Raw genomic sequence first — 19,034 nt, forward strand, 5'->3', positions numbered from 1 at the left:
GTGCCTCCCCACTAAGCAGAAACAGGTCTATGCGTCAAACACCTGGTTCTGTCCCCACTTCTCACGCGAAGCCGCGTCAACCAAAACGACGACGCTGCCACTGTCGTCATCGAAAGGGTTGGGCTGCACCGGATTACCCATCAACTCGTCGATACGCGGTGTCCGCCGGCGCGTTGCCATATTGGTGAATTTGCGCCTGCTGTTGCGGTTTCGGCTCTTCATCGACATCGAGTGGCAGCCCGACGATCGAGGAAATGAGGTCGCGGTCGTCCTGCTCTACACCATTGGCGAGGGCATGAGCTGCGTGCCAGCGATCCCTGTCGTCGCGTTCCTGGGAAAGCTTGAATCGTCCTCTCATATCGTCGATGTCGATCTCGAAACCGACGAGTAGTGGAAAGAGGCGCTGATCGCTGGCCGCTTCGCGCGTCAGCCGGAAGCCGCCCGGCGTTGGGTCCGCTGCGGCGGCGATACCGCGCAGACCGTTGACGACGGCGTCCTTGTCGCGCAGGATCCGTGCACGCCCACGAACCTCCACAGTGATGGAGTTCCACGTGGGCAGTTGCGCGGATTCGTACACGTGCGGAGAGATGTATCCGTTTGGTCCATGGAACAAAACGAGGACGCGTCGCCCGTCGAGAAGCTCGGTGTGCGGGTTTGCAAAGTCCATGTGGCCGAACAGAACCCCCAATGACCCGCGCGATGTATCGAGGGTCAAGGGAAGTTGCGTGACAACCGGCTCGTCTACCCCGCTGGCAGAGACAAGTGTGGCGAACCGGTATCGATTGATCACGTCGTGCAAGCGGTCCGGATCGGTCTCCAGATATCGCTTAGGTGGATACTCGCCATGGACGCGTTGCTTGCGGCGTATCGGGGCGCCGCTTGGCGCATTTCCGATCTCTTGCGCGATGGCCTGAGCTCGGAACGGCAACAGCGACAACAGGGTATCGCCGATTCCGAACCACGCTTCGCCGTACCCCTGCAGGAACAGCCTGGCGGTCACCGCGGGCACGGTGTTGACTCGACAGCTCCGAGTCAGCGAGATCGCGCCGGATTCATCCCACAAGACATGCGGCAGAACATGGCGAAACACCTCGGCGTCCAGCACACGCTCGTAACCAGTGGCAAGGACGGCACCGTCGAAGTGGAACTCACTGGAATCGCCGCTGAAGCGGTCTTCGAAGCTGGCGACGACTTGGTCGTCGATTTCTTCGATTTGCGAGAGCCGTGACTCACGATGCAGGAGTAGCCGGCGACATCCCTTCACCTCGTCGAGGTAGGTGATTTGGTATAGCTTCTGCAGCAGATCCGCGTCGACGACGCCATAATTGGTCGAGCGTAGTGCGCTGCGCAGCGCAACTCGTTGTGCTGGCGGATGATTGTAGAAATCCGCCGCGCTCGTCGAGAAGAAGTGTTCATTGATGAACGGAGAATGATCGGTGGCGCGAAGGGTACAGTCAGAAATGAACAGGTGGATAGTCGCTCCGGGGTAATGGTTCAACAGATAATCGACAATTTCTGCTGCGCTTTGGCCGTTGCCGATAACCGCGAATCGGTACGGCTTTTGTGATTCGTTGAATCGGTTCGTGAAGTTCGGCAAAAATGCACTTGAGTGGAGCACCGCCGACGCATCCGCACGCGCGCCGAGAAGACGCGGAACGCCGCCGCCGCCAAAAATGACGTTCGCGGTGAAGAAGCAGGACTCTGCGCCCGTAGCCATGTCACGTACATGGACTCTGAACCGCGTAAGGTGCCCGTTCGATGATGGGGAATGGCCAACGGGGACCACGGCGGTGACGATTGTGTTGTAGCAGACTCTGTCAGTGAAGAATTCGGCTACCCAGCGAAGATAGTCATTGTACTCGAGCCGGCTCGGGTGGAATTCGTGGAGATTGACGAATTGTTCCAGGCGACCTCTGGCTTTAGCATACTGAAGAAATGTGTAGCGGCTTGCTGGATTGCGAAGTGTCGCCAGATCTTTCAGGAATGAAATCTGCATTTTCGTGCCGTCGAGCAGCATTCCTGGATGCCATTGGAAGGTTCCGCTACGTTCGAAAAACAGGCCCTTCCGGTCCGGTACGATTTCGTCGGCCGCTACGGCTAGTGCCAGATTGGATGGGCCGAAGCCGATACCGATGAAATCGAGGTCGGAATCGTGGCCCTCACCGGGCGGCATAGATGTCATGTTGTCGTTCCTCCCCCACTGTCATCCGGCCCTCCGCCCAGGACTACCCGGCTCGCCCGTGGGCTCGTGCGCACGCACGATCGGAACCCACTCCCGCAAACTTGACACCTGTAGCCATAACGGGGATCGAGGGAATCGTGTTACCCGACTGCGACAGTCGCTGCAGCCAAGCCGCCCCACCTCGCTGCCTTGTATATCCGCAGGTTACCGTCCTCCCGTAGTTCCCCGCACGACAGAGTCGAGGTCATCGTAACTCGCCCTCCGAAATCTGTAGCAACTATTTCGGCAAAATCTGGTGATTGCCCAGCGAAGTATGAGCACAGCGTTCAAGTCGTCCGCTTGCGAGCGCCGCGGCGCCTTACACCGGCCCGGTCATTCCGGCGCGACGGACACTGTTCGAGCGCGACATCTACCTCGAATAACGTTCCCGCGCCCAACTGTTCAGCCACGGGTGCAGCCTCGACGACTACCGGTCCGTCACGCCACCTGGCGTGCCCTCGGCGAGGCGTCAAGCCAGGGCCGGCGGCGCACGAAATATCCCTGCAATAAAAAATTAGCGCCGCAGTAACAGAAAACTATTTGACCGAACGGACAATATCCCGTGGTTCGGCAATTTGAATGTGCTGCCGGCATCGTCAATTACCGCCTATAGCAATGATCCGTTGGCGGGCGAAATCTCGTTCGGACGACTTTGGCGCGTCCGGGGGCCCCTCGTGAGCACCTCCGAGCGTGGCAAAGCGTCGATTTTCGGCGGCGTGTCGTGTGCGGCCAGGACACTCGCGGTGCGCCCACGCACAACTGGCGTACATGCCCACGCGCAGAAGAGGAACCGCTAGCGGGAGGCCTTCTTGCGTTCGATATCGGCCAGAGCCGCCGCAAGTTCCGCGCGCTGCGCAGCCGATGTCTCCCACGCGTGTTGGCGGTTCTTGACCACCTTCGCCGGAGCGCCGACCGCGATCGAGTAATCGGGGACGTCGCCTCGCACGACGGCGTGCGACCCCAGCACGCACCCACGCCCGATCGTGGTGTTGCGCAGCACGGTCACCTTTACCCCGACCCACGTGTCGGGCCCGATCCGCACCGGGCCCTTGACGATGCCCTGGTCCTTGATCGGCACGTTGATGTCGTCCATCCGGTGGTCGAAGTCGCAGATGTAGCACCAGTCGGCCATCAACACCGAATCGCCCAACTCGATGTCGAGGTAGGTGTTGATCACGTTGTCGCGGCCGAGCACGACCTTGTCGCCGAACCGCAGCGAACCCTCATGGCAACGAATCGTGTTCTTGTCGCCGATGTGCACCCAGCGGCCGATCTCCATCGTCGACAACTCCGGCGTCGCCTCGATCTCCACACCCTTACCGAGGAACACCATGCCGCGGGTGATGATGTGCGGATTGCGCAGCTTGAACTTCAGCAACCGCCAGTACCGCACCAGATACCACGGCGTGTACGCGCGGTTGGCCACCACCCACTTCAGCGAGGCCAGCGTGAGGAACTTCGCCTGTCTCGGGTCGCGCAGCCGCGACCCGCGCCAGCGCTTGTGTAACGGCGCGCCCCACATCGTCGTCATGGCCGGAAAGCCTACGCGAGCGATCCCACCCCGAACGGTTACCCTCACGTGGGCCCAAGACGAGGAAACGGGAAAGGATCGAGTGTTCCGGCGATTGACCGTGCTGCCTGTGCTGGCACTGACAGCGCTGATCACGGCCACATTGGCAGGGTGTCAAAGCACCGACTCCTGGGTCGAGGCGAAGGCCGCCGACGGCTGGGCGGCCCAGTACCGCGACGCCGGCAACAGCAGCTACCAACCGCGGGCGGGCGCCGACACGCTGCGCCTGGAGTGGACCCGCTCGGTCAAGGGCAGTCTCGCGGCCGAGGTCGCGCTCGCATCGGGCAGCTACCTGGCCGTCAACGCGCAGACGTCCGCCGGTTGCTCGTTGATGGTGTGGGAGGCCGACAAGAACGCTCGGCAGCGCTGGTGCACCCGGCTCGTGCAGGGTCCGGGACCCGGCGCCCCGCTCTCCAGTCCTCTCTGGGACGGGTTCGACAACCTCTACATCGGACAGCCGGGCGCGATGCTGTCGTTCCCGCCGACGCAGTGGATCCGCTGGCGCCAACCGGTCATCGGGATGCCGACCACCGCCCGCATCCTCAACCCGGGTCACCTGCTGGTCGTGACGCATCTGGGGCAGGTGCTGGTCTTCGACGCCCACCGGGGCACCGTGGTGGGCAGTCCGGTGGACCTGGTCGCCGGTGTCGATCCCAAGGACCCCGAGCGCGGGCTCGCCGACTGCCGCCTCGCCCGGCCCCGCTGTCCGGTGGCCGCCGCGCCGGCCTTCGCGGCCGCGAGCGGGACCGTCGTGCTCGGCCTTTGGGAGCCCAACGCCGACAAGCCCATCGTCGTCGGGTTGCGGTACCAACCGGGCCAGACGCCGATGCTCACCCGGGAGTGGACCAGCGACGCCGTCGGCGGCGGGCCCCTGGCCAGCCCGGTGTTCTCGGCCGACGGGTCGACGGTGTACGTCAACGGCCGCGACGAGCAGCTGTGGGCACTGAACGCCGCAGACGGAAAAGCCAAGTGGTCGGTTCGGCTCGACTACCTCGCGCAGACGCCGCCGTCGGTCTCACCCGACGGGCTCATCGTCGCGGGCGGGGGCCCGGGCGCAAAGTTGGTCGGGATCCGAGACGACGGCGACCGCGGCGAGGTGCTCTGGACCCGCGATGACGTCGCGCCGCTGACGACATCGAGCCAGGCCGGCCCCGACGTCGCCTACACCGTCACGCGCGAGGGCGCCGGAGACGACGCCGGCCAAGCGCTGCTGGTGTTCGATCCCGCCGACGGCCGCACACTCAACACCTATCCGCTGCCGAGGGCGACCGGCTGGCCGGTCGGCGTCTCCGTGGGGAACGACCGCCGCGTCGTGACCGCCACCAGTGATGGTGTGGTGTACGGCTTCGCGCCCGATTAAAGCGCGAGCAGCGGTGCCACCGCGGCGCGCGGCACGTTCGCCTGAACCGGACCGGAGGATTCGGGGAACAGTTCACCCTGGCTGAAGAAGAAGATCAGCGAATCGTCGGTCAACGCAAAGTTCTGGTAGTTAGCGGGATCCATGCCGTCGCCGGGCGGCACCGGTTCGATCATGCCCTGCCTCTGTAGGTACCGGTCGATCTCGGGATAGATGACCTCCAACGGCTTGGTGCCCGGCTTGAACAGGGTGTCGAAGGTGATTGGCGCACTCTTGGCGACGTCCCAGTTGAACGCCTGGTAGAAGGTCTGCGGGCGCACCCCGCCGACGTTCTGCCAGACGGTGAAGACCACGCTGCGGGTGCCCGCGACCGGCGGCCCCGACCGATAGCCGATGCCTTCGGCGTCGAGTTCGTAGGGCAGGTTGTAGGCGTCTGGGTCCTGGGCGACGTTGACGAACCCGTCGCGGGTCTTCTTCAGATAGTCGACCAGAGGCGCTTGGTCGGGGTAGTCGTTCGGATAACTCAAATCGACGGTGTACGTCGGGGTCTCGACGTGCACCCGGCATATCTGGTCCGGCCCGACGATGCCATGGAGGTCGGCGCACCCGGTTTGCGCGCTCGCAGCCGGAGCGGCGAAGACGCCCACGACAGCGGCGACCGCGAACGGGGCAGTCCACCTGAGAATGCGCATTGTCGACGTCCTTGCAGCCGGCACCGGTCTGGATACCGGCATCACCGCCACAATACGTGTGCGGTCAGCGGGACGAACGGCAAATGAATGCCGTTGCCCTACTTGTTCCCCCGGCCCCGATGCGGGCGATGACCACCGAAGCTTGCTGTGTGCCACGCAGGCGAAGTCTCGGGCGCAGCGCGTCGGGGTCCACCTCGACACCGCGGACGAGGATCTCGACCGCCCCGACATCGCGTGCCGAAAGTGCCTGGCGCAGCCGTCGTTCGCCGAACGGTATCTCTTCGAGCACTTCGAAGCCCCGCACCCCGTGCGGCAACCCGTTCCCCGACAGGTAGGCGATGTCGCGGTCTAGTTGCCACAGACCGTGGCGCGCCGCGTAATGCCGCACCAGACCGGCGCGCACGATTGCGCCGTCCGGGTCGACGATCCACCGCCCGGCCGGCGACACCGCGCACTCGTCGGGTTCGCCGTCGGTGACCTGTTCGCCGGTGTCCAACACCGTGGCTCGGCGCCGCACGCCCGATTCCGCCAGCCCCGCCGACCACAGGCACGCCTCACGCACACTGCCCGCCGCCGAGGTGACTTCGATCTCGCCGTCGAACCCCAGCCCGGTCACCGCGTCGAAATCGATTCCGGGAGCACACTTGACGGCGAGGTCGCGACCGCGGTACGCCTCGAGAAGCTCGTCGAGCGGGGGTGTGTAGTCCCGGGGGTCGAACCGGCGTCGTCCGCCGCTGCGTCGGGCGGGGTCGAGCACGATGACGGCGTCCCGCGTCACCGGACGCAGCGCGTCGGCGCGGCAGACATCCACGTCGGCGACGTTGTTGCGAGCCATCGCGAGACGGACCGGATCGATGTCGCTGCCGACCACGAGTGCGGCCGAATCACGCAGCGCCGCAAGCTCGGTGCCGATCGAGCAGGTCGCATCGTGCACCCGCAAACCGGCCAGCCGTCGCGCGCGGTGACGGGCGACCGGTTCGGCGGTGGCCTGCTGCAGCGCCTCGTCGGTGAACAGCCAGTCGTCGGGGCGAGAGAGTTTCGCCTTCGCCTTCCTGCGCAGCACCGTGGTCTCGACCAGTATCGCGGCGCGCTCACCGAAACGGGCCCGCGCCGAGGCGATGTCGGAGATCAGCGTCGCACTCGTCAGCCGCAGCGCGGCGATCTCCCGAAGAGCGGCGACACCGGCCTCGCTGCGCAGATAGCCGACGTCCTCGACGCCGAACGCCACAGTCACTTCGCGGGCGGCTTGACCCCCGTCACCATGACGTTGTAGAACCAGCCCTTCGGGACCACCTGACGCCAGATGTTGTGGTCCACCCAGGACAACGCAATCCAGCTGTTGAACGCGAATTTCGCCCAGCCCCAGCCCAATCGGTCCGGCGGCACCGCGGCCTCGAAGGTGCGCAGCGGCCAGCCGAGCATCGCCGCGGTGAACTCGGTGGTGGCGGTGGACACGTCGACGGCGCCTGCATTGCCTGCCATGCGTTCCAGGTCGGCTGGTGAGAACGTGTGCAAGTCGACGATCGCCTCCAACGCGGCCGCGCGTGACGACTCGTCGAGCTCGGCCTGCGGGCGGCGCCAACCCGACAGCCCCGGCAGCCTCGTCACATTCGTCACCGCCCGCCACGTCAGCGTCGACAGCGGACGCGCGTAGCTCTCGCCCGCGTTCGTCGGCTCGCCGGCGAAGATGAATCGGCCCCCTGGCTTGAGCACCCGCACCACTTCCCGCAGCGACAGTTCGACGTCGGGGATGTGGTGCAGCACCGCGTGGCCGACCACCAGGTCGAAGGTGTCGTCCTCGTACGGGATGCCCTCGGCGTCGGCGACGCGGCCATCGACCTCGAGGCCGAGGTTCTCGCCGTTGCGCACGGCCACCTTGACCATCCCCGGCGACAGGTCGGTGACCGATCCGCGCCGCGCGACCCCGGCCTGGATCAGGTTCAGCAGGAAGAACCCGCTGCCGCAGCCCAGCTCCAACGCCCGGTCATAGGGCAGCTTGCGCTGCTCATCGAAGGGGACAGTCGCGTCGAACAGGTCGCGGGCGTAGTCCACACACCGCTTGTCGTAGGAGATCGACCACTTCTCGTCGTAGCTCTCCGCTTCCCAGTCGTGGTAGAGCACCTGGGCGAGCTTCGAGTCGTGACGGGCCGCCTCCACCTGTTCCGCGGTGGCATGCGGATTGGGGACCGGAGCCGCGGAGTCGGCGACATCAGGGACAGTGTCGATTTCCTCAAAGCTCATAACAGGGCAGCCTAATTGTCGAAGGTGGCCTTGGCGGCAGCCAGTACCCGCGGCGGATGCTCGACGAACCGCCGCGCCCAGGCCAGCGCCGCGTCGTACACGCCGTCGGGCGCCACCATCTGGTCGATCAGACCCAACGCGAACGCCTCCTTGGCGTCGACGAACCGGCCGCTGAACACCAGGTCCTTGGCCTTGCTCAGGCCGACGGCGCGGGCCAACCGCGACGTGCCGCCCGCCGGCACGAGCCCGGCCAGGATCTCGGTCACTCCAAACTTGACGTTGTCGCCCGAGATTCGCCAGTCGGCGCCGAGCGCCAGCGCCAGCCCGCCGCCCAGGGCGTAGCCCGTGATGGCGGCGACCGTGGGCTTGGGGACCGCGGCCAGCGCGTCGACCGCATCACGGCAGCCCCGTGCGGCCGCGGCGGCTTCGTCGGCGTTCAGCGTGCGCAGTTCGGGCACGTCGTCGCCGGCGGAGAAGATCTCGTGGCCGCCGAAGACGATCACGGCGTGGACGTCGTCGCGGCACCCGACGCTGTGGGCGGCGCCGGCCAGCTCGCGGTACACCTGGCGGGTGAGCGCGTTGGTCGGCGGCCGCGACAGCAACAGCGTGGCGATGCCGGGTTGCGCATCGCTGGTGTGGACGGAGACGAACTCGCTCATGCCTGGCGCGTATCGGATTCGTAGCCCTGCGGCGCGCGACGGTTACGGGCGGCGTTGTACCGGTCGCTGTTGAAGAACTCGATCTCCCAGTTGCCGGTGTCCTTGTTCGCCGCCAGATGAGGTGTCACGGAGACGATCTGGCGTTCCACTGCGAGCACTTCGGCAACCGTGCGGCCGTCGAGCGAGTCGAGTTGGGTCCACGTGGGCGGCAGCAGGAAAGTCCGGCCGTCGGCGAAGTCCTCGAGCGCTTCATGTGGGGTGATCCAGTCGGCCCTGTCGGTCTCGGTGTTCTCCCCGTCGGCGCGTTGCCCCTCCGGCAGCGTGCCGACGAAAAAGTAGGTGTCGTAGCGGCGGGTGCGTTCCTCCTTGGGCGTCACCCAGTTCGCCCACGGCCGAAGCAGATCGGCGCGCAGCACCAGGTTCTCGCGGCGCAGGAAGTCGGCGAACGACAACGACCGATTCACCAGGTCGGCCCGCGCCTCGCGGTAGACCGAGGCGTCGTCGACGAGCACGTCGGGGTCGTCGGCCGCGCCGGCGAACAACACCCCTGACTCCTCGAACGTCTCGCGCGCCGCCGCGCACACCAACGCCTGCGCCAGATCCGTCTCGACGCCGAAACGCGTTGCCCACCAGGCAGGTTCGGGACCGAACCAGGCGATGTCGGCGTTGCGGTCGCGGTCGTCGACACCGCCGCCGGGAAACACCATCACCCCGGCCACGAAATCCATCGCCGAGTGCCGCCGCATCAGGAACACTTCAAGCCCCGGGTGCTTGTCGCGAATCAGCATCACGGTCGCGGCAGGCCGCGGCGTCAGTGGTTCGTCGGCCGGTTGGTCTGTCATGCTCGCCTCCTGTGTGCGGCCCGGCTTCTGGCCCGCCGCGCGAAGTACCGGCCCTCCACGATCTCGAGTGTGATCGCCTGGCCGAACGCCTTGGACAGGTTCTCGGCGGTCAACACGTCCGGTAGCAGGCCCGAGTCCACGACCTTGCCCTCGGACAGGATCAGCCCGTGGGAGAAGCCGCGCGGGATCTCCTCGACGTGGTGGGTCACCAGCACCATCGCCGGCGAGTCCGGGTCGGCCGCCAGGTCCTCGAGTCGGGCCAGTAGTTCCTCGCGCCCGCCGAGGTCCAGTCCAGCGGCGGGTTCGTCGAGCAACAGCAGTTCGGGGTCGGTCATCATCGACCGCGCGATCAGCACCCGCTTGCGCTCCCCTTCGGACAAGGTGCCGTACGTGCGTTCGGCCAGGTGTTCGGCGCCGACACTCTCGAGCATGTCGATCGCCTGCTCGTAGTCGGTGTCGTCGTACTGCTCGCGCCACCGGCCCAGCACCGCGTAGCCGGCGGAGACCACCAGATCGCGCACCACCTCGCCGTCGGGCACCCGCTGCGAGAGCGCCGAACTGCTGAGCCCGACACGGGCCCGCAATTCGGTCATGTCGGTGCGGCCGAGTCGCTCGCCGAGCACGTACGCCGTCCCCGACGACGGATATTCCAGGGCGGCGGCGATGCGCAGCAGCGATGTCTTACCGGCGCCGTTGGGACCGATCACCACCCAGCGTTCGTCGAGTTCGACCGCCCAGGTGATCGGCCCGACCAGGACCTGACCGCCGCGCCGCAGCGACACCTTGGCGAAGTCGATCAGCACATCGGGGTCGGCTGCATCTCCTTCGGTGGCGGGCACCCGCTCATCGTAGTCAGGCGATTACGGTGCGCTCGTGCTCGCCCGGCGGGTGTTCGCGCACCCAAGCCGACCGCCTGCACGACGAAACCCCGCTACGCATGGTGCGGGAAGCGCAACCGGATCAACTCGAGTTCACGGGCCATCCGCTCGGCGTCGCGGTCCTGGTAGTCGGTGTACGCGATCGGCGGGTGCCAGGTGAAGTGCCTCGCGAGACGCCGGCTCATCCGAGAGATCCAGTTTGTCCTCATGGCCCCCATCGTCCGCGGTGACTGGCTTGCTCTTCAATAGCCAGTTCGTCCATACTGGCCTGTAATGACCGTCGAAATCCCGGCACGTGCGCTCGATGTGGACCTCTTGGTACGCGAGCTGGGTAACTGGCGGACCTCCAGTCGGAGCGGTCCGGCCTATCGGGGTTTGGCCGATGCGATCCGATTGCTCATCGTCGACGGACGCGTGCCCGTGGGTGCGCGACTGCCCAGCGAACGCGCGCTCGCCGACGTGCTGCGGGTATCGCGCACGACCGTCACCGGCGCCTATACGCAACTGCGCGAGGACGGCTACCTCATCGCCCGTCGCGGAGCGCGCAGCACGACCGCGTTACCCGTCGCACCGGCGGCGCGCGCCGAGCCCACCCCGCCGGCGGTGAGCTTGGCCGCCGCGGCGCTGTCCGCCCCCGCCGCCGCGGTGATGGAGGCGTTCGCCGAGGCCACCCACGACGTCACGCCGTATCTGCACGCGCCGGGACACGAACTCGTCGGCGTCACCGCGCTGCGCCAGGCTATCGCCGAAAGATACTGCGAGCGCGGTCTTTTGACCGAACCGGACGAGATCATGGTGACGACGGGCGCGCTGCACGCCATCGGGCTGATCCTGACCACCTATGTTCAACCGGGCGATCGCGTGCTCGTCGAGCAGCCCACCTATCACGGTGCGCTGTCGTCGATGATGACCGCCGGAGCACGGCCGGTCCCCGTCGCGATGACCGAAACCGGCTGGGACCTCGACGCGTTGCAGAGCGCGCTGCAGCAGTTGTCGCCGAGCCTGGCGTATCTGATTCCGGACAACCAGAACCCCACCGGGTTGACCATGCCCGCGGCGGACCGGAAACGGTTGGCGCGCATCATCGCCGAGACCCGCACCCGCACGGTCATCGACGAGACCATCCTCGACATGTGGCTGGACGAGCCGGTGCCGGGGCCGATCGCGGCCGAGATGGCTTCGCGTCGTGATCTGGTGCTCACCGTCGGTTCGATGTCGAAGTCGTTCTGGGGTGGGCTGCGGGTCGGCTGGATCCGCGCGGAGCGCGCGACGATCGCCACCCTTGCCGCGCTCCGGCCGTCGGTCGACATGGGTACGGCGGTACTCGAACAATGCGCTGCCGCAAGGCTTCTCGCTCGACACGACGATGTGCTGCCGGAGCGACGCGCAATCCTGCGCAGCCGTCGCGCCCATCTGCAGAAGCTGCTGAGCCAGCACCTGCCCGACTGGCAACCCGGCCCGGGAGCGGGTGGCATGTCGTTGTGGGTGCGGCTACCCGCGCCGATGAGCACCGCGCTGTCGGCCGCCGCCTCCCGGCTCGGCCTCGACCTGCCCGCCGGGCCGCGGTTCGGGGTGGACGGCACGCTCGAGCGGTTCGTCCGAGTGCCGTACGCGCTGCCCGAAGAGCAATTGAGTGAGGCGGTGGAACTGCTGGCGCGGTCCTGGCACAGCGTCACCGGGCTGTCCGCCCCGGAGCCGACGACCGTGGTGGTCTAGTAACCGCCGCGTGGGCCCACGCGCAAGCTGGGGACGACCGTGTCTGCACGTGACACGCCGCGAAAAGTTGGCATTTTGCGGTCGCTCGCGCGAGATGTCAGTCCGGGATGTCGACCCGGCGCACCAGTCCGTCGAGGGCGTCGGCGGCCTCGATCTCGCCGCGGGTGATACCGAGGATGAACAGGACGGTGTCCAGGTACGGATGGCTCAGCGAGGTGTCGGCGACCTCCCGCAACGCCGGCTTGGCGTTGAAGGCCACACCGAGACCCGCGGCGGCGAGCATGTCGATGTCGTTGGCGCCGTCGCCGACGGCCACCGTCTGCTCCATCGGCACGCCGGCTTGTTGGGCGAAATCGCGGAGCGCCTTGGCTTTTCCGGCCCGGTCGATGACGGGCCCGATGACCCGCCCGGTCAGCTTGCCGTCGATGATCTCGAGTTCGTTGGCCGCGACGAAATCCATCATCAGCTCGTGTGCGAGCGGTTCGATGACCTGACGGAAGCCGCCCGACACGATGCCGCAGTGATATCCCAACCGCCGCAGTGTGCGCACCGTGGTCCGGGCTCCGGGGGTCAACTCGATCTGTTCGGCGACGTCGTCGAGCACCGTCGCGGGCAGGTCCGCCAGCGTCGCCACTCGCCGGTGCAGCGATTCGGCGAAGTCGAGTTCGCCACGCATGGCGGCTTCGGTGACCTCGGCGACGGCGGCCTCCGCGCCGACGCGAGCGGCCAACATCTCGATCACCTCGCCCTGGATCAGGGTCGAGTCGACGTCGAATACGATGAGTCGCTTGGCCCGTCGCGTCAGGCTGTAGTCCTCGAGCGCGATGTCGATTTCCTCGGTGACCGCGACCTGTGCCAGCGCCTGCTGAAGCTCTTCGTAGACCGCTTGGCCGGACACCGACACGCGCAGCTCCAATCCCGTCACCGGGTAATCGGATACGCCGCGGATGAAGTCGATGTTGACCTTCAGCCTGGCAAGCTCACGGGCGACCACACCGAATGCCTCGGCCGTGATGGGACGGCCGAGCACGACGATGGTGTGTGTGGAGGGTTCGCGTAGGACGGGTTCGGCGTCACTGCGCTCGATCGTGACGTCCAGCCCGACGTCGTGGATCGCCGTCGTCACCGCATCGCGCAGCTCGGCACCGCCGGCCACCTCGGCGGGGCCGGCGACCAGCACGCCCAGTGTCAGCCGCCCGCGGATCACGACCTGCTCGACGTTGAGCAACTCGACCTGATGCCGCGACAACACCTCGAACAGGGCCGACGTGACACCTGGTCGGTCTCGGCCCGTCACCGTGATCAACAGCGACGAGCGCGCGCGCGACGGCATGCTCACCCCCGTTCGCGGCCGATCGTCAGCTCGATTGGTCGACGGGCCGCGAGTCCGAGTGATCGTGACTGCGCCCCACGTGGGCTTCGGCGCGCATTCGTTCCACCATGTGCGGGTAGTGCAATTCGAAAGCAGGGCGCTCCGAACGGATTCGGGGCAGCTCGGTGAAGTTGTGCCGCGGCGGCGGACACGAGGTCGCCCACTCCAGCGAGTTGCCGTAACCCCACGGATCGTCGACGGTGACCGGCTCGCCGTACCGCCAACTCTTGAAGATGTTCCAGACGAACGGCAGCGTCGAGATGCCGAGGATGAACGCGCCGATGGTCGACACGACGTTGAGCGTGGTGAACCCGTCGGTGGGCAGGTAGTCCGCGTAGCGGCGCGGCATGCCCTCGTCACCGACCCAGTGCTGCACCAGGAACGTGGTGTGGAAACCGATGAAGGTCAACCAGAAGTGCAGCTTGCCCAGTCGTTCGTCGAGCAGCCGGCCGGTCATCTTCGGGAACCAGAAGTAGATGCCCGCGTAGGTGGCGAACACGATGGTGCCGAACAGCACGTAGTGGAAGTGCGCGATGACGAAGTAGCTGTCGGTGACGTGGAAGTCCAGCGGTGGGCTGGCCAGCAGCACGCCCGACAGGCCACCGAGCAGGAACGTCAGCAGGAAGCCGACAGAGAACAACATCGGCGTCTCGAACGTCAACTGGCCCTTCCACATCGTGCCGATCCAGTTGAAGAACTTGATGCCGGTCGGCACCGCGATCAAGAACGTCATGAACGAGAAGAAGGGCAGCAGCACCGCGCCGGTGGCATACATGTGATGCGCCCACACCGCGATGGACAGTGCGGCGATCGAAATGGTCGCGTAGATCAGCGTGGTGTAGCCGAAGATCGGCTTGCGGCTGAAGACCGGGAAGATCTCGCTGACGATCCCGAAGAAGGGCAACGCAATGATGTACACCTCGGGGTGGCCGAAGTACCAGAACAGGTGCTGATACAGCAGCACGCCACCGTTGGCCGGGTCGTAGATGTGCGCGCCGAGATGGCGGTCGGCGGCCAGGCCGAACAGCGCCGCCGTCAGCAGCGGGAAGGCCAGCAGCACCAGGATCGACGTCACCAGAATGTTCCAGGTGAACACCGGCATCCGGAACATCGTCATGCCGGGGGCGCGCATGCACACCACGGTGGTGATCATGTTGACCCCGCCGAGGATGGTGCCCAGACCCGAGATGGCCAGGCCCAGGATCCACAGGTCTCCGCCGGCGCCGGGTGAGTGGATGGCGTTGCTCAGCGGCGCGTACGCCGTCCAGCCGAAGTCAGCCGCACCGCCCGGGGTGATGAATCCGGAGATGGCGATCAGGGCCCCGAAGACGAACAGCCAGAAGGAAAGGGCGTTGAGTCGCGGGAACGCCACGTCGGGGGCACCGATCTGCAGCGGCAGCACGAGGTTGGCGAACCCGAACACGATCGGCGTCGCGTAGAACAGCAGCATCACCGTGCCGTGCATGGTGAACAGCTGGTTGAACTGTTCGTTCGACAGGAACTGCAGGCCCGGCATCGCCAGCTCGGTGCGCATGAACAGCGCCATCAGCCCGCCGATGAAGAAGAAGATGAAGCAGGCGACGCAGTACATGATGCCGATCAGCTTGTGATCGGTGGTGGTGATGAGCTTGTAGACCAGGTTGCCCTTGGGGCCGAGTCGCGCCGGGAACGGACGCCGTGCCTCGAGTTCTCCGATTGGGGGCGCTTCGGCTACCAACAGGTCCTCCATACATCCAGGTCGGGACATCCCCGCGGTTTTCTCGATGAATCCTAGCTGCCGTCTCACGCGCGAGTCGGGGGCGGTCCTACAAAGTGTCGTATTGGCTCACTCCCGTCGGCTCACAGCCCGGGAGCTGGCCGGATGTTACCGTCGGCGACGTGCTGATCAGCGGACCGCGGAGGGGTCTTTTGGCGGGCCGGACGCTGGGGCTGGCGGCGATCGCCACCGCAGTCGCCATGACTGTGATCAGTGGTTGCGGCTCCCCCGGCGGCGATGAGTCCCGCACCGGCGCAACGCGGTCAATCGTGACGAGTACGACGAAAATCGCCGGCGCCGGAGTGCTGGGCAACGAGCGCAGGCCGGACGAGTCGTGCGCACCCGAACCCACGCCGGTGGATCCGGGGCCGCCGGACCGGATGGTGCGGCACGCGGCGGGCGAGACCCGGGTACCCGCCGACCCGCAGCGCATCGTGGTGCTCTCCGGTGACCAACTCGATGCGCTGTGCGCCCTCGGGCTGCAGTCGCGGGTGGTGGCGGCCGCGTTGCCCGACGGTTCGGACAGCCAACCGTCGTACCTCGGGCAGGTCATTCACGATGTACCCGGCGTCGGCACCCGCAGCGCCCCCGATATGGACGCCATCCGGGCCGCGGCGCCCGAGCTGATCCTCGGTTCGCAGGCGTTGACTCCCGAGGCGTTCGGCGCACTGTCGGACATCGCGCCGACGGTGTTCACCGGGCCACCCGGGCCGGCGTGGCAGGACAACCTGCGCACGGTGGGCGCGGCGACCGGTCGCCAGGACGCAGCCAACGGTCTGGTCGAGGGATTTCACCGCGCCGCCGACAGGACCGGTGCCGACAACGACGCCACGCATTTTCAGGCGTCGGTCGTGCAGTTCACCGACACCACGATGCGGGTGTACGGCGCCGACACGTTCCCGGGCAGCGTGCTCTCCGACGTCGGCGTCGATCGCCCTGTGACGCAACGCTTCACCGACAGGCCCTACATCGAGGTGGGGATCAGCGACAGGGACCTGGCCGACAATCCCGATCTGTCCATCGCCGACGGTGACATCGTCTACCTGTCGTTCGAGTCCGACGCGGCTCGCGAGCGCGCGCCGGAGGTGCTGGAGAGCGACGCATGGAAGAGACTCGGCGCCATGCGCGACGGGCGGGTGTTCGCGGTCAACAACGAGGTGTGGCAGACCGGGCAGGGCATCGTCGCCGCCCGGGGGATCCTCGCCGACCTGCGGTGGCTCAACGCCCCGATCAACTAGCGTTCGAGCCGTGTTCCACGTCTTGAAGTCGACCTATCTGCAGCCGCCCGACGTCGTCAACCAGACCAGGCCAGCTCACCTCGAATGGCTCGAGAACGAGGTCAGCGCGGGCCGGATCGTGCTGGCCGGCCGCCGGGAGGACGAGTCCGGCGCCGTTCTGATCACCGGCGACATCGATGCCGATGCGGCCCAAGACGTCATCGCCCGCGACCCGTACACGCTGGCCGCCGTCGCCAGCTATGAACGGCTGTCGTTCAACGGCGCGTTCCGCGCGCCGGGACTGTAGGGCGGATCTCACAGCTCGACCCGGAATGATCGCGGTGCGGCCAGCCGTTGTCGTGGTGGGCCCGCCGCACCGTCAGCGGCGGTTTTCTCGATAGTCACTCGAAGCAGAAGAAGGCCGTTATGAGCACTGTTACCGCATATGCCGCACCGTCGGCGACCGAACCGCTCGCCCAAATCACGATCACCCGCCGCGAGGTCGGGCCGCGCGACGTGGCGTTCGACATCCATTTCTCAGGCATCTGTCACTCCGACATCCACACCGTCCGCGACGAGTGGGGCCGGGCGAGTTATCCGCTGGTGCCCGGGCACGAGATCGCAGGCATCGTCACCGAGGTCGGTGCCGAGGTCACCAACTTCGCGGTGGGCGACCGGGTCGGCGTGGGCTGCTTCGTCGACTCCTGCCGCGAATGTGCGCAGTGCCGCGCCGGCGAGGAGCAGTACTGCGCCAAGGGCATGGTCGGCACTTACAACGCTGTCGGTCGCGACGGTGAGCCGACGCAGGGCGGCTACAGCGGCGCCATCGTGGTGGATGAGAACTATGTGTTGCGCATTCCCGACGGCCTGCCGCTGGACGCTGCCGCGCCGCTGCTGTGCGCGGGCATCACGCTGTATTCGCCTCTGCGACACTGGAATGCGGGTCCGGGCACCCGGGTGGCGATCGTCGGGCTCGGCGGGCTGGGCCACATGGGCGTCAAGCTTGCGCACGCGATGGGCGCGCACGTGACGGTGCTGAGCCAGTCACTGAAGAAGATGGAGGACGGGCTGCGTCTCGGCGCAGACGAGTACTACGCCACCTCTGATCCCGAGACCTTCACCAAACTGCGGGGATCGTTCGACCTGATACTGAACACCGTGTCGGCCAACCTCGATCTGGCCGGCTATCTCGGATTGCTCAAACTCGACGGGACGCTGGTGGAGCTGGGGATGCCGGAGAACCCGATGTCGGTGCCCGCTGGCGCGCTGATCTTCGGCCGCCGCCGCATCGCCGGCTCGTTGATCGGCGGCATCGCCGAGACGCAGGAGATGCTGGACTTCTGCGCCCAGCACGGTGTGCTGCCGGAGATCGAGGTCATCACACCGGATTACATCAACGAGGCGTACGAGCGGGTGTTGGCCAGCGATGTGCGGTACCGGTTCGTGATCGACACCGAGTCACTGCGGTGACGACCCAAAGCACGGAGTCACTGCGGGCTTGATTCGCCGAAACTGCGGCGAGATCGCGATTTCCGCGAAAGTTGCGATCTCGCTGCAGTTTCGATCCTGCTCAGACGTTCAGAACCCGCGGATCTCGACCGCGTTGATGAAGATGCCGTGGCCGGTGCTGTCGTAGGTGATCCGCGTGCGCAGCCCCTCCGGCTGGACGGTCCAACCGTTGACCTGGTACGCCTGCCCGCCGTCCACGGATACGGGTGCGTCCACCGGATCGGCGATAAGGCCTCGGTCCCAATAGAACTCGCCGGTCCCCCGCACGACGGCGAGGTTCAGCCGCTGATTCCATTTGGACGTCTCGGGAGGCGCCATCCCCCACGGCTGTCCGTTCGTCAGCGCGCATACCGTCATCGGTCCGCCGCCGAACGCCACTTCATCCGCGCTCAGCAAACACCGCACCGCGCCGGAGTCGAGCAGCACCTGCTGCCCCGGATCCGCTGCCGCCGGCGGTGCCAGCACCACCGCGCCCAGGACTGCCGCACCCAAAGCCGTAACTGCCCGCCGAATCATGCCCGTCTCCACGTCACCCGCCATCACCTTCAGCCGGGAATGGTCTCATGGTGGCGATCATGACAGGCCGGTTTCCCGCGATCTGAAACTTCAGTGTCTGCTGACCGCAGCACCTACTCGTCGGCGGCGCGGTGCGCGGCCCGGTTCTGTGCCCGCTCGTCCGCAGCTTCCTGCTCCTCTGCTTTCAGAACAATTGCGTCAGGACCGGGAACCACCGTCGCGACATGGCCGGTCGCGACCCAGCGCACCACGTACGGCGGCGACCCGTCCGCCGAGTGCACCTCCGTAATAAGCCCCCGCTGCTCCGAAAGCTCTGTCGTCCTGCCCTTGATCACCAACCAATCGCCTACGTTTGCCTTCATCACCAGCTCCTCCTGCGCTCCTGTTCCATTCTGCGCGTCTCCCGGGCGTAGACAATCTCGCCTCGTCATCTTGGGACAGGGTGTGGCAGCCGTGCGAGGCGAAAGAGCGGTTGGCCGAAACGCGCT

18 protein-coding genes are annotated in these 19,034 nt (G+C 66.4%); 5 read left to right on the top strand and 13 right to left on the bottom strand.

Translation table 11 applies throughout. The features are described from left to right. Positions 1–133: 133 nt before the first annotated feature. The gene (locus AU187_RS20110; protein WP_082683946.1) at positions 134–2,182 is read right to left on the bottom strand and encodes a SidA/IucD/PvdA family monooxygenase; all 2,049 of its coding nucleotides are present in this window, start codon (positions 2,180–2,182) and stop codon (positions 134–136) included. Between the two features lie 832 nt (positions 2,183–3,014). Further along, positions 3,015–3,752 carry an acyltransferase gene (locus tag AU187_RS20115; RefSeq protein WP_059100815.1) on the bottom strand — a complete coding sequence of 246 codons (738 nt, stop codon included), beginning with the start codon at positions 3,750–3,752 and terminating at the stop codon, positions 3,015–3,017. An 82-nt stretch (positions 3,753–3,834) separates the two neighbouring features. On the opposite strand from AU187_RS20115, the gene AU187_RS20120 reads away from it, so the two are divergent. Next, the gene (locus AU187_RS20120) at positions 3,835–5,151 is read left to right on the top strand and encodes an outer membrane protein assembly factor BamB family protein (RefSeq protein WP_059100816.1); all 1,317 of its coding nucleotides are present in this window, start codon (positions 3,835–3,837) and stop codon (positions 5,149–5,151) included. Here AU187_RS20120 and AU187_RS20125 read toward each other — a convergent pair. The 7 genes from AU187_RS20125 to AU187_RS25720 form a co-directional block, all read right to left on the bottom strand. After that, on the bottom strand, positions 5,148–5,840 hold the full coding sequence (locus AU187_RS20125) for an esterase (RefSeq protein ID WP_059100817.1): 693 nt from the start codon (positions 5,838–5,840) through the stop codon (positions 5,148–5,150). The genes AU187_RS20120 and AU187_RS20125 overlap by 4 nt on opposite strands. 64 nt (positions 5,841–5,904) lie before the next feature. Beyond that, positions 5,905–7,068 carry a class I SAM-dependent methyltransferase gene (locus tag AU187_RS20130; protein WP_059100818.1) on the bottom strand — a complete coding sequence of 388 codons (1,164 nt, stop codon included), beginning with the start codon at positions 7,066–7,068 and terminating at the stop codon, positions 5,905–5,907. 2 nt (positions 7,069–7,070) lie between these two features. Then, positions 7,071–8,081 (bottom strand): class I SAM-dependent methyltransferase, encoded by a 1,011-nt coding sequence (locus tag AU187_RS20135; RefSeq protein WP_059100819.1) that lies wholly within the window; start codon positions 8,079–8,081, stop codon positions 7,071–7,073. Between the two features lie 11 nt (positions 8,082–8,092). After that, entirely contained in the window at positions 8,093–8,740 is a 648-nt protein-coding gene (locus tag AU187_RS20140; protein WP_059100820.1) for an enoyl-CoA hydratase, read from the bottom strand. Continuing rightward, positions 8,737–9,582, bottom strand: a complete 846-nt coding sequence (locus tag AU187_RS20145) for an NUDIX hydrolase (protein WP_059100821.1) — start codon at positions 9,580–9,582, stop codon at positions 8,737–8,739. The genes AU187_RS20140 and AU187_RS20145 overlap by 4 nt, the downstream gene beginning before the upstream one ends. After that, the gene (locus AU187_RS20150; RefSeq protein ID WP_059100822.1) at positions 9,579–10,421 is read right to left on the bottom strand and encodes an ABC transporter ATP-binding protein; all 843 of its coding nucleotides are present in this window, start codon (positions 10,419–10,421) and stop codon (positions 9,579–9,581) included. The genes AU187_RS20145 and AU187_RS20150 overlap by 4 nt, the downstream gene beginning before the upstream one ends. 92 nt (positions 10,422–10,513) lie before the next feature. Continuing rightward, on the bottom strand, positions 10,514–10,669 hold the full coding sequence (locus tag AU187_RS25720; RefSeq protein ID WP_172800323.1) for a hypothetical protein: 156 nt from the start codon (positions 10,667–10,669) through the stop codon (positions 10,514–10,516). Positions 10,670–10,733: 64 nt separating this feature from the next. Here AU187_RS25720 and yczR point away from each other — a divergent pair, with 64 nt between their 5' ends. Further along, positions 10,734–12,176: a MocR-like transcription factor YczR gene (yczR, locus tag AU187_RS20155; protein WP_059100823.1), complete on the top strand. Its 1,443-nt coding sequence runs from the start codon at positions 10,734–10,736 to the stop codon at positions 12,174–12,176. Positions 12,177–12,273: 97 nt separating this feature from the next. Here yczR and serB read toward each other — a convergent pair whose 3' ends face one another. Continuing rightward, the gene (serB, locus tag AU187_RS20160; protein WP_059101120.1) at positions 12,274–13,509 is read right to left on the bottom strand and encodes a phosphoserine phosphatase SerB; all 1,236 of its coding nucleotides are present in this window, start codon (positions 13,507–13,509) and stop codon (positions 12,274–12,276) included. 25 nt (positions 13,510–13,534) lie between these two features. Next, entirely contained in the window at positions 13,535–15,265 is a 1,731-nt protein-coding gene (ctaD, locus tag AU187_RS20165; RefSeq protein WP_059101121.1) for an aa3-type cytochrome oxidase subunit I, read from the bottom strand. Between the two features lie 161 nt (positions 15,266–15,426). On the opposite strand from ctaD, the gene AU187_RS20170 reads away from it, so the two are divergent. The 3 genes from AU187_RS20170 (at position 15,427) to AU187_RS20180 (ending at position 17,991) form a co-directional block, all read left to right on the top strand. Beyond that, positions 15,427–16,542: an iron-siderophore ABC transporter substrate-binding protein gene (locus AU187_RS20170; RefSeq protein WP_059100824.1), complete on the top strand. Its 1,116-nt coding sequence runs from the start codon at positions 15,427–15,429 to the stop codon at positions 16,540–16,542. 10 nt (positions 16,543–16,552) lie between these two features. After that, the gene (locus tag AU187_RS20175) at positions 16,553–16,828 is read left to right on the top strand and encodes a YciI family protein (protein WP_059100825.1); all 276 of its coding nucleotides are present in this window, start codon (positions 16,553–16,555) and stop codon (positions 16,826–16,828) included. A 119-nt stretch (positions 16,829–16,947) separates the two neighbouring features. Next, positions 16,948–17,991 carry an NAD(P)-dependent alcohol dehydrogenase gene (locus AU187_RS20180; protein WP_059100826.1) on the top strand — a complete coding sequence of 348 codons (1,044 nt, stop codon included), beginning with the start codon at positions 16,948–16,950 and terminating at the stop codon, positions 17,989–17,991. A gap of 108 nt (positions 17,992–18,099) precedes the next feature. On the opposite strand, the gene AU187_RS20185 is transcribed toward AU187_RS20180, so the two are convergent. Then, positions 18,100–18,546, bottom strand: a complete 447-nt coding sequence (locus AU187_RS20185; RefSeq protein WP_059101122.1) for a hypothetical protein — start codon at positions 18,544–18,546, stop codon at positions 18,100–18,102. A 113-nt stretch (positions 18,547–18,659) separates the two neighbouring features. Then, a complete protein-coding gene (locus tag AU187_RS20190; protein ID WP_059101123.1) occupies positions 18,660–18,908 on the bottom strand; it encodes a DUF1918 domain-containing protein in 249 nt (82 codons plus the stop codon). Positions 18,909–19,034 lie beyond the last annotated feature (126 nt).

Source organism: Mycobacterium sp. IS-1556 (assembly GCF_001499985.1).
In the GTDB taxonomy this organism is placed as follows: Bacteria; Actinomycetota; Actinomycetes; order Mycobacteriales; family Mycobacteriaceae; genus Mycobacterium.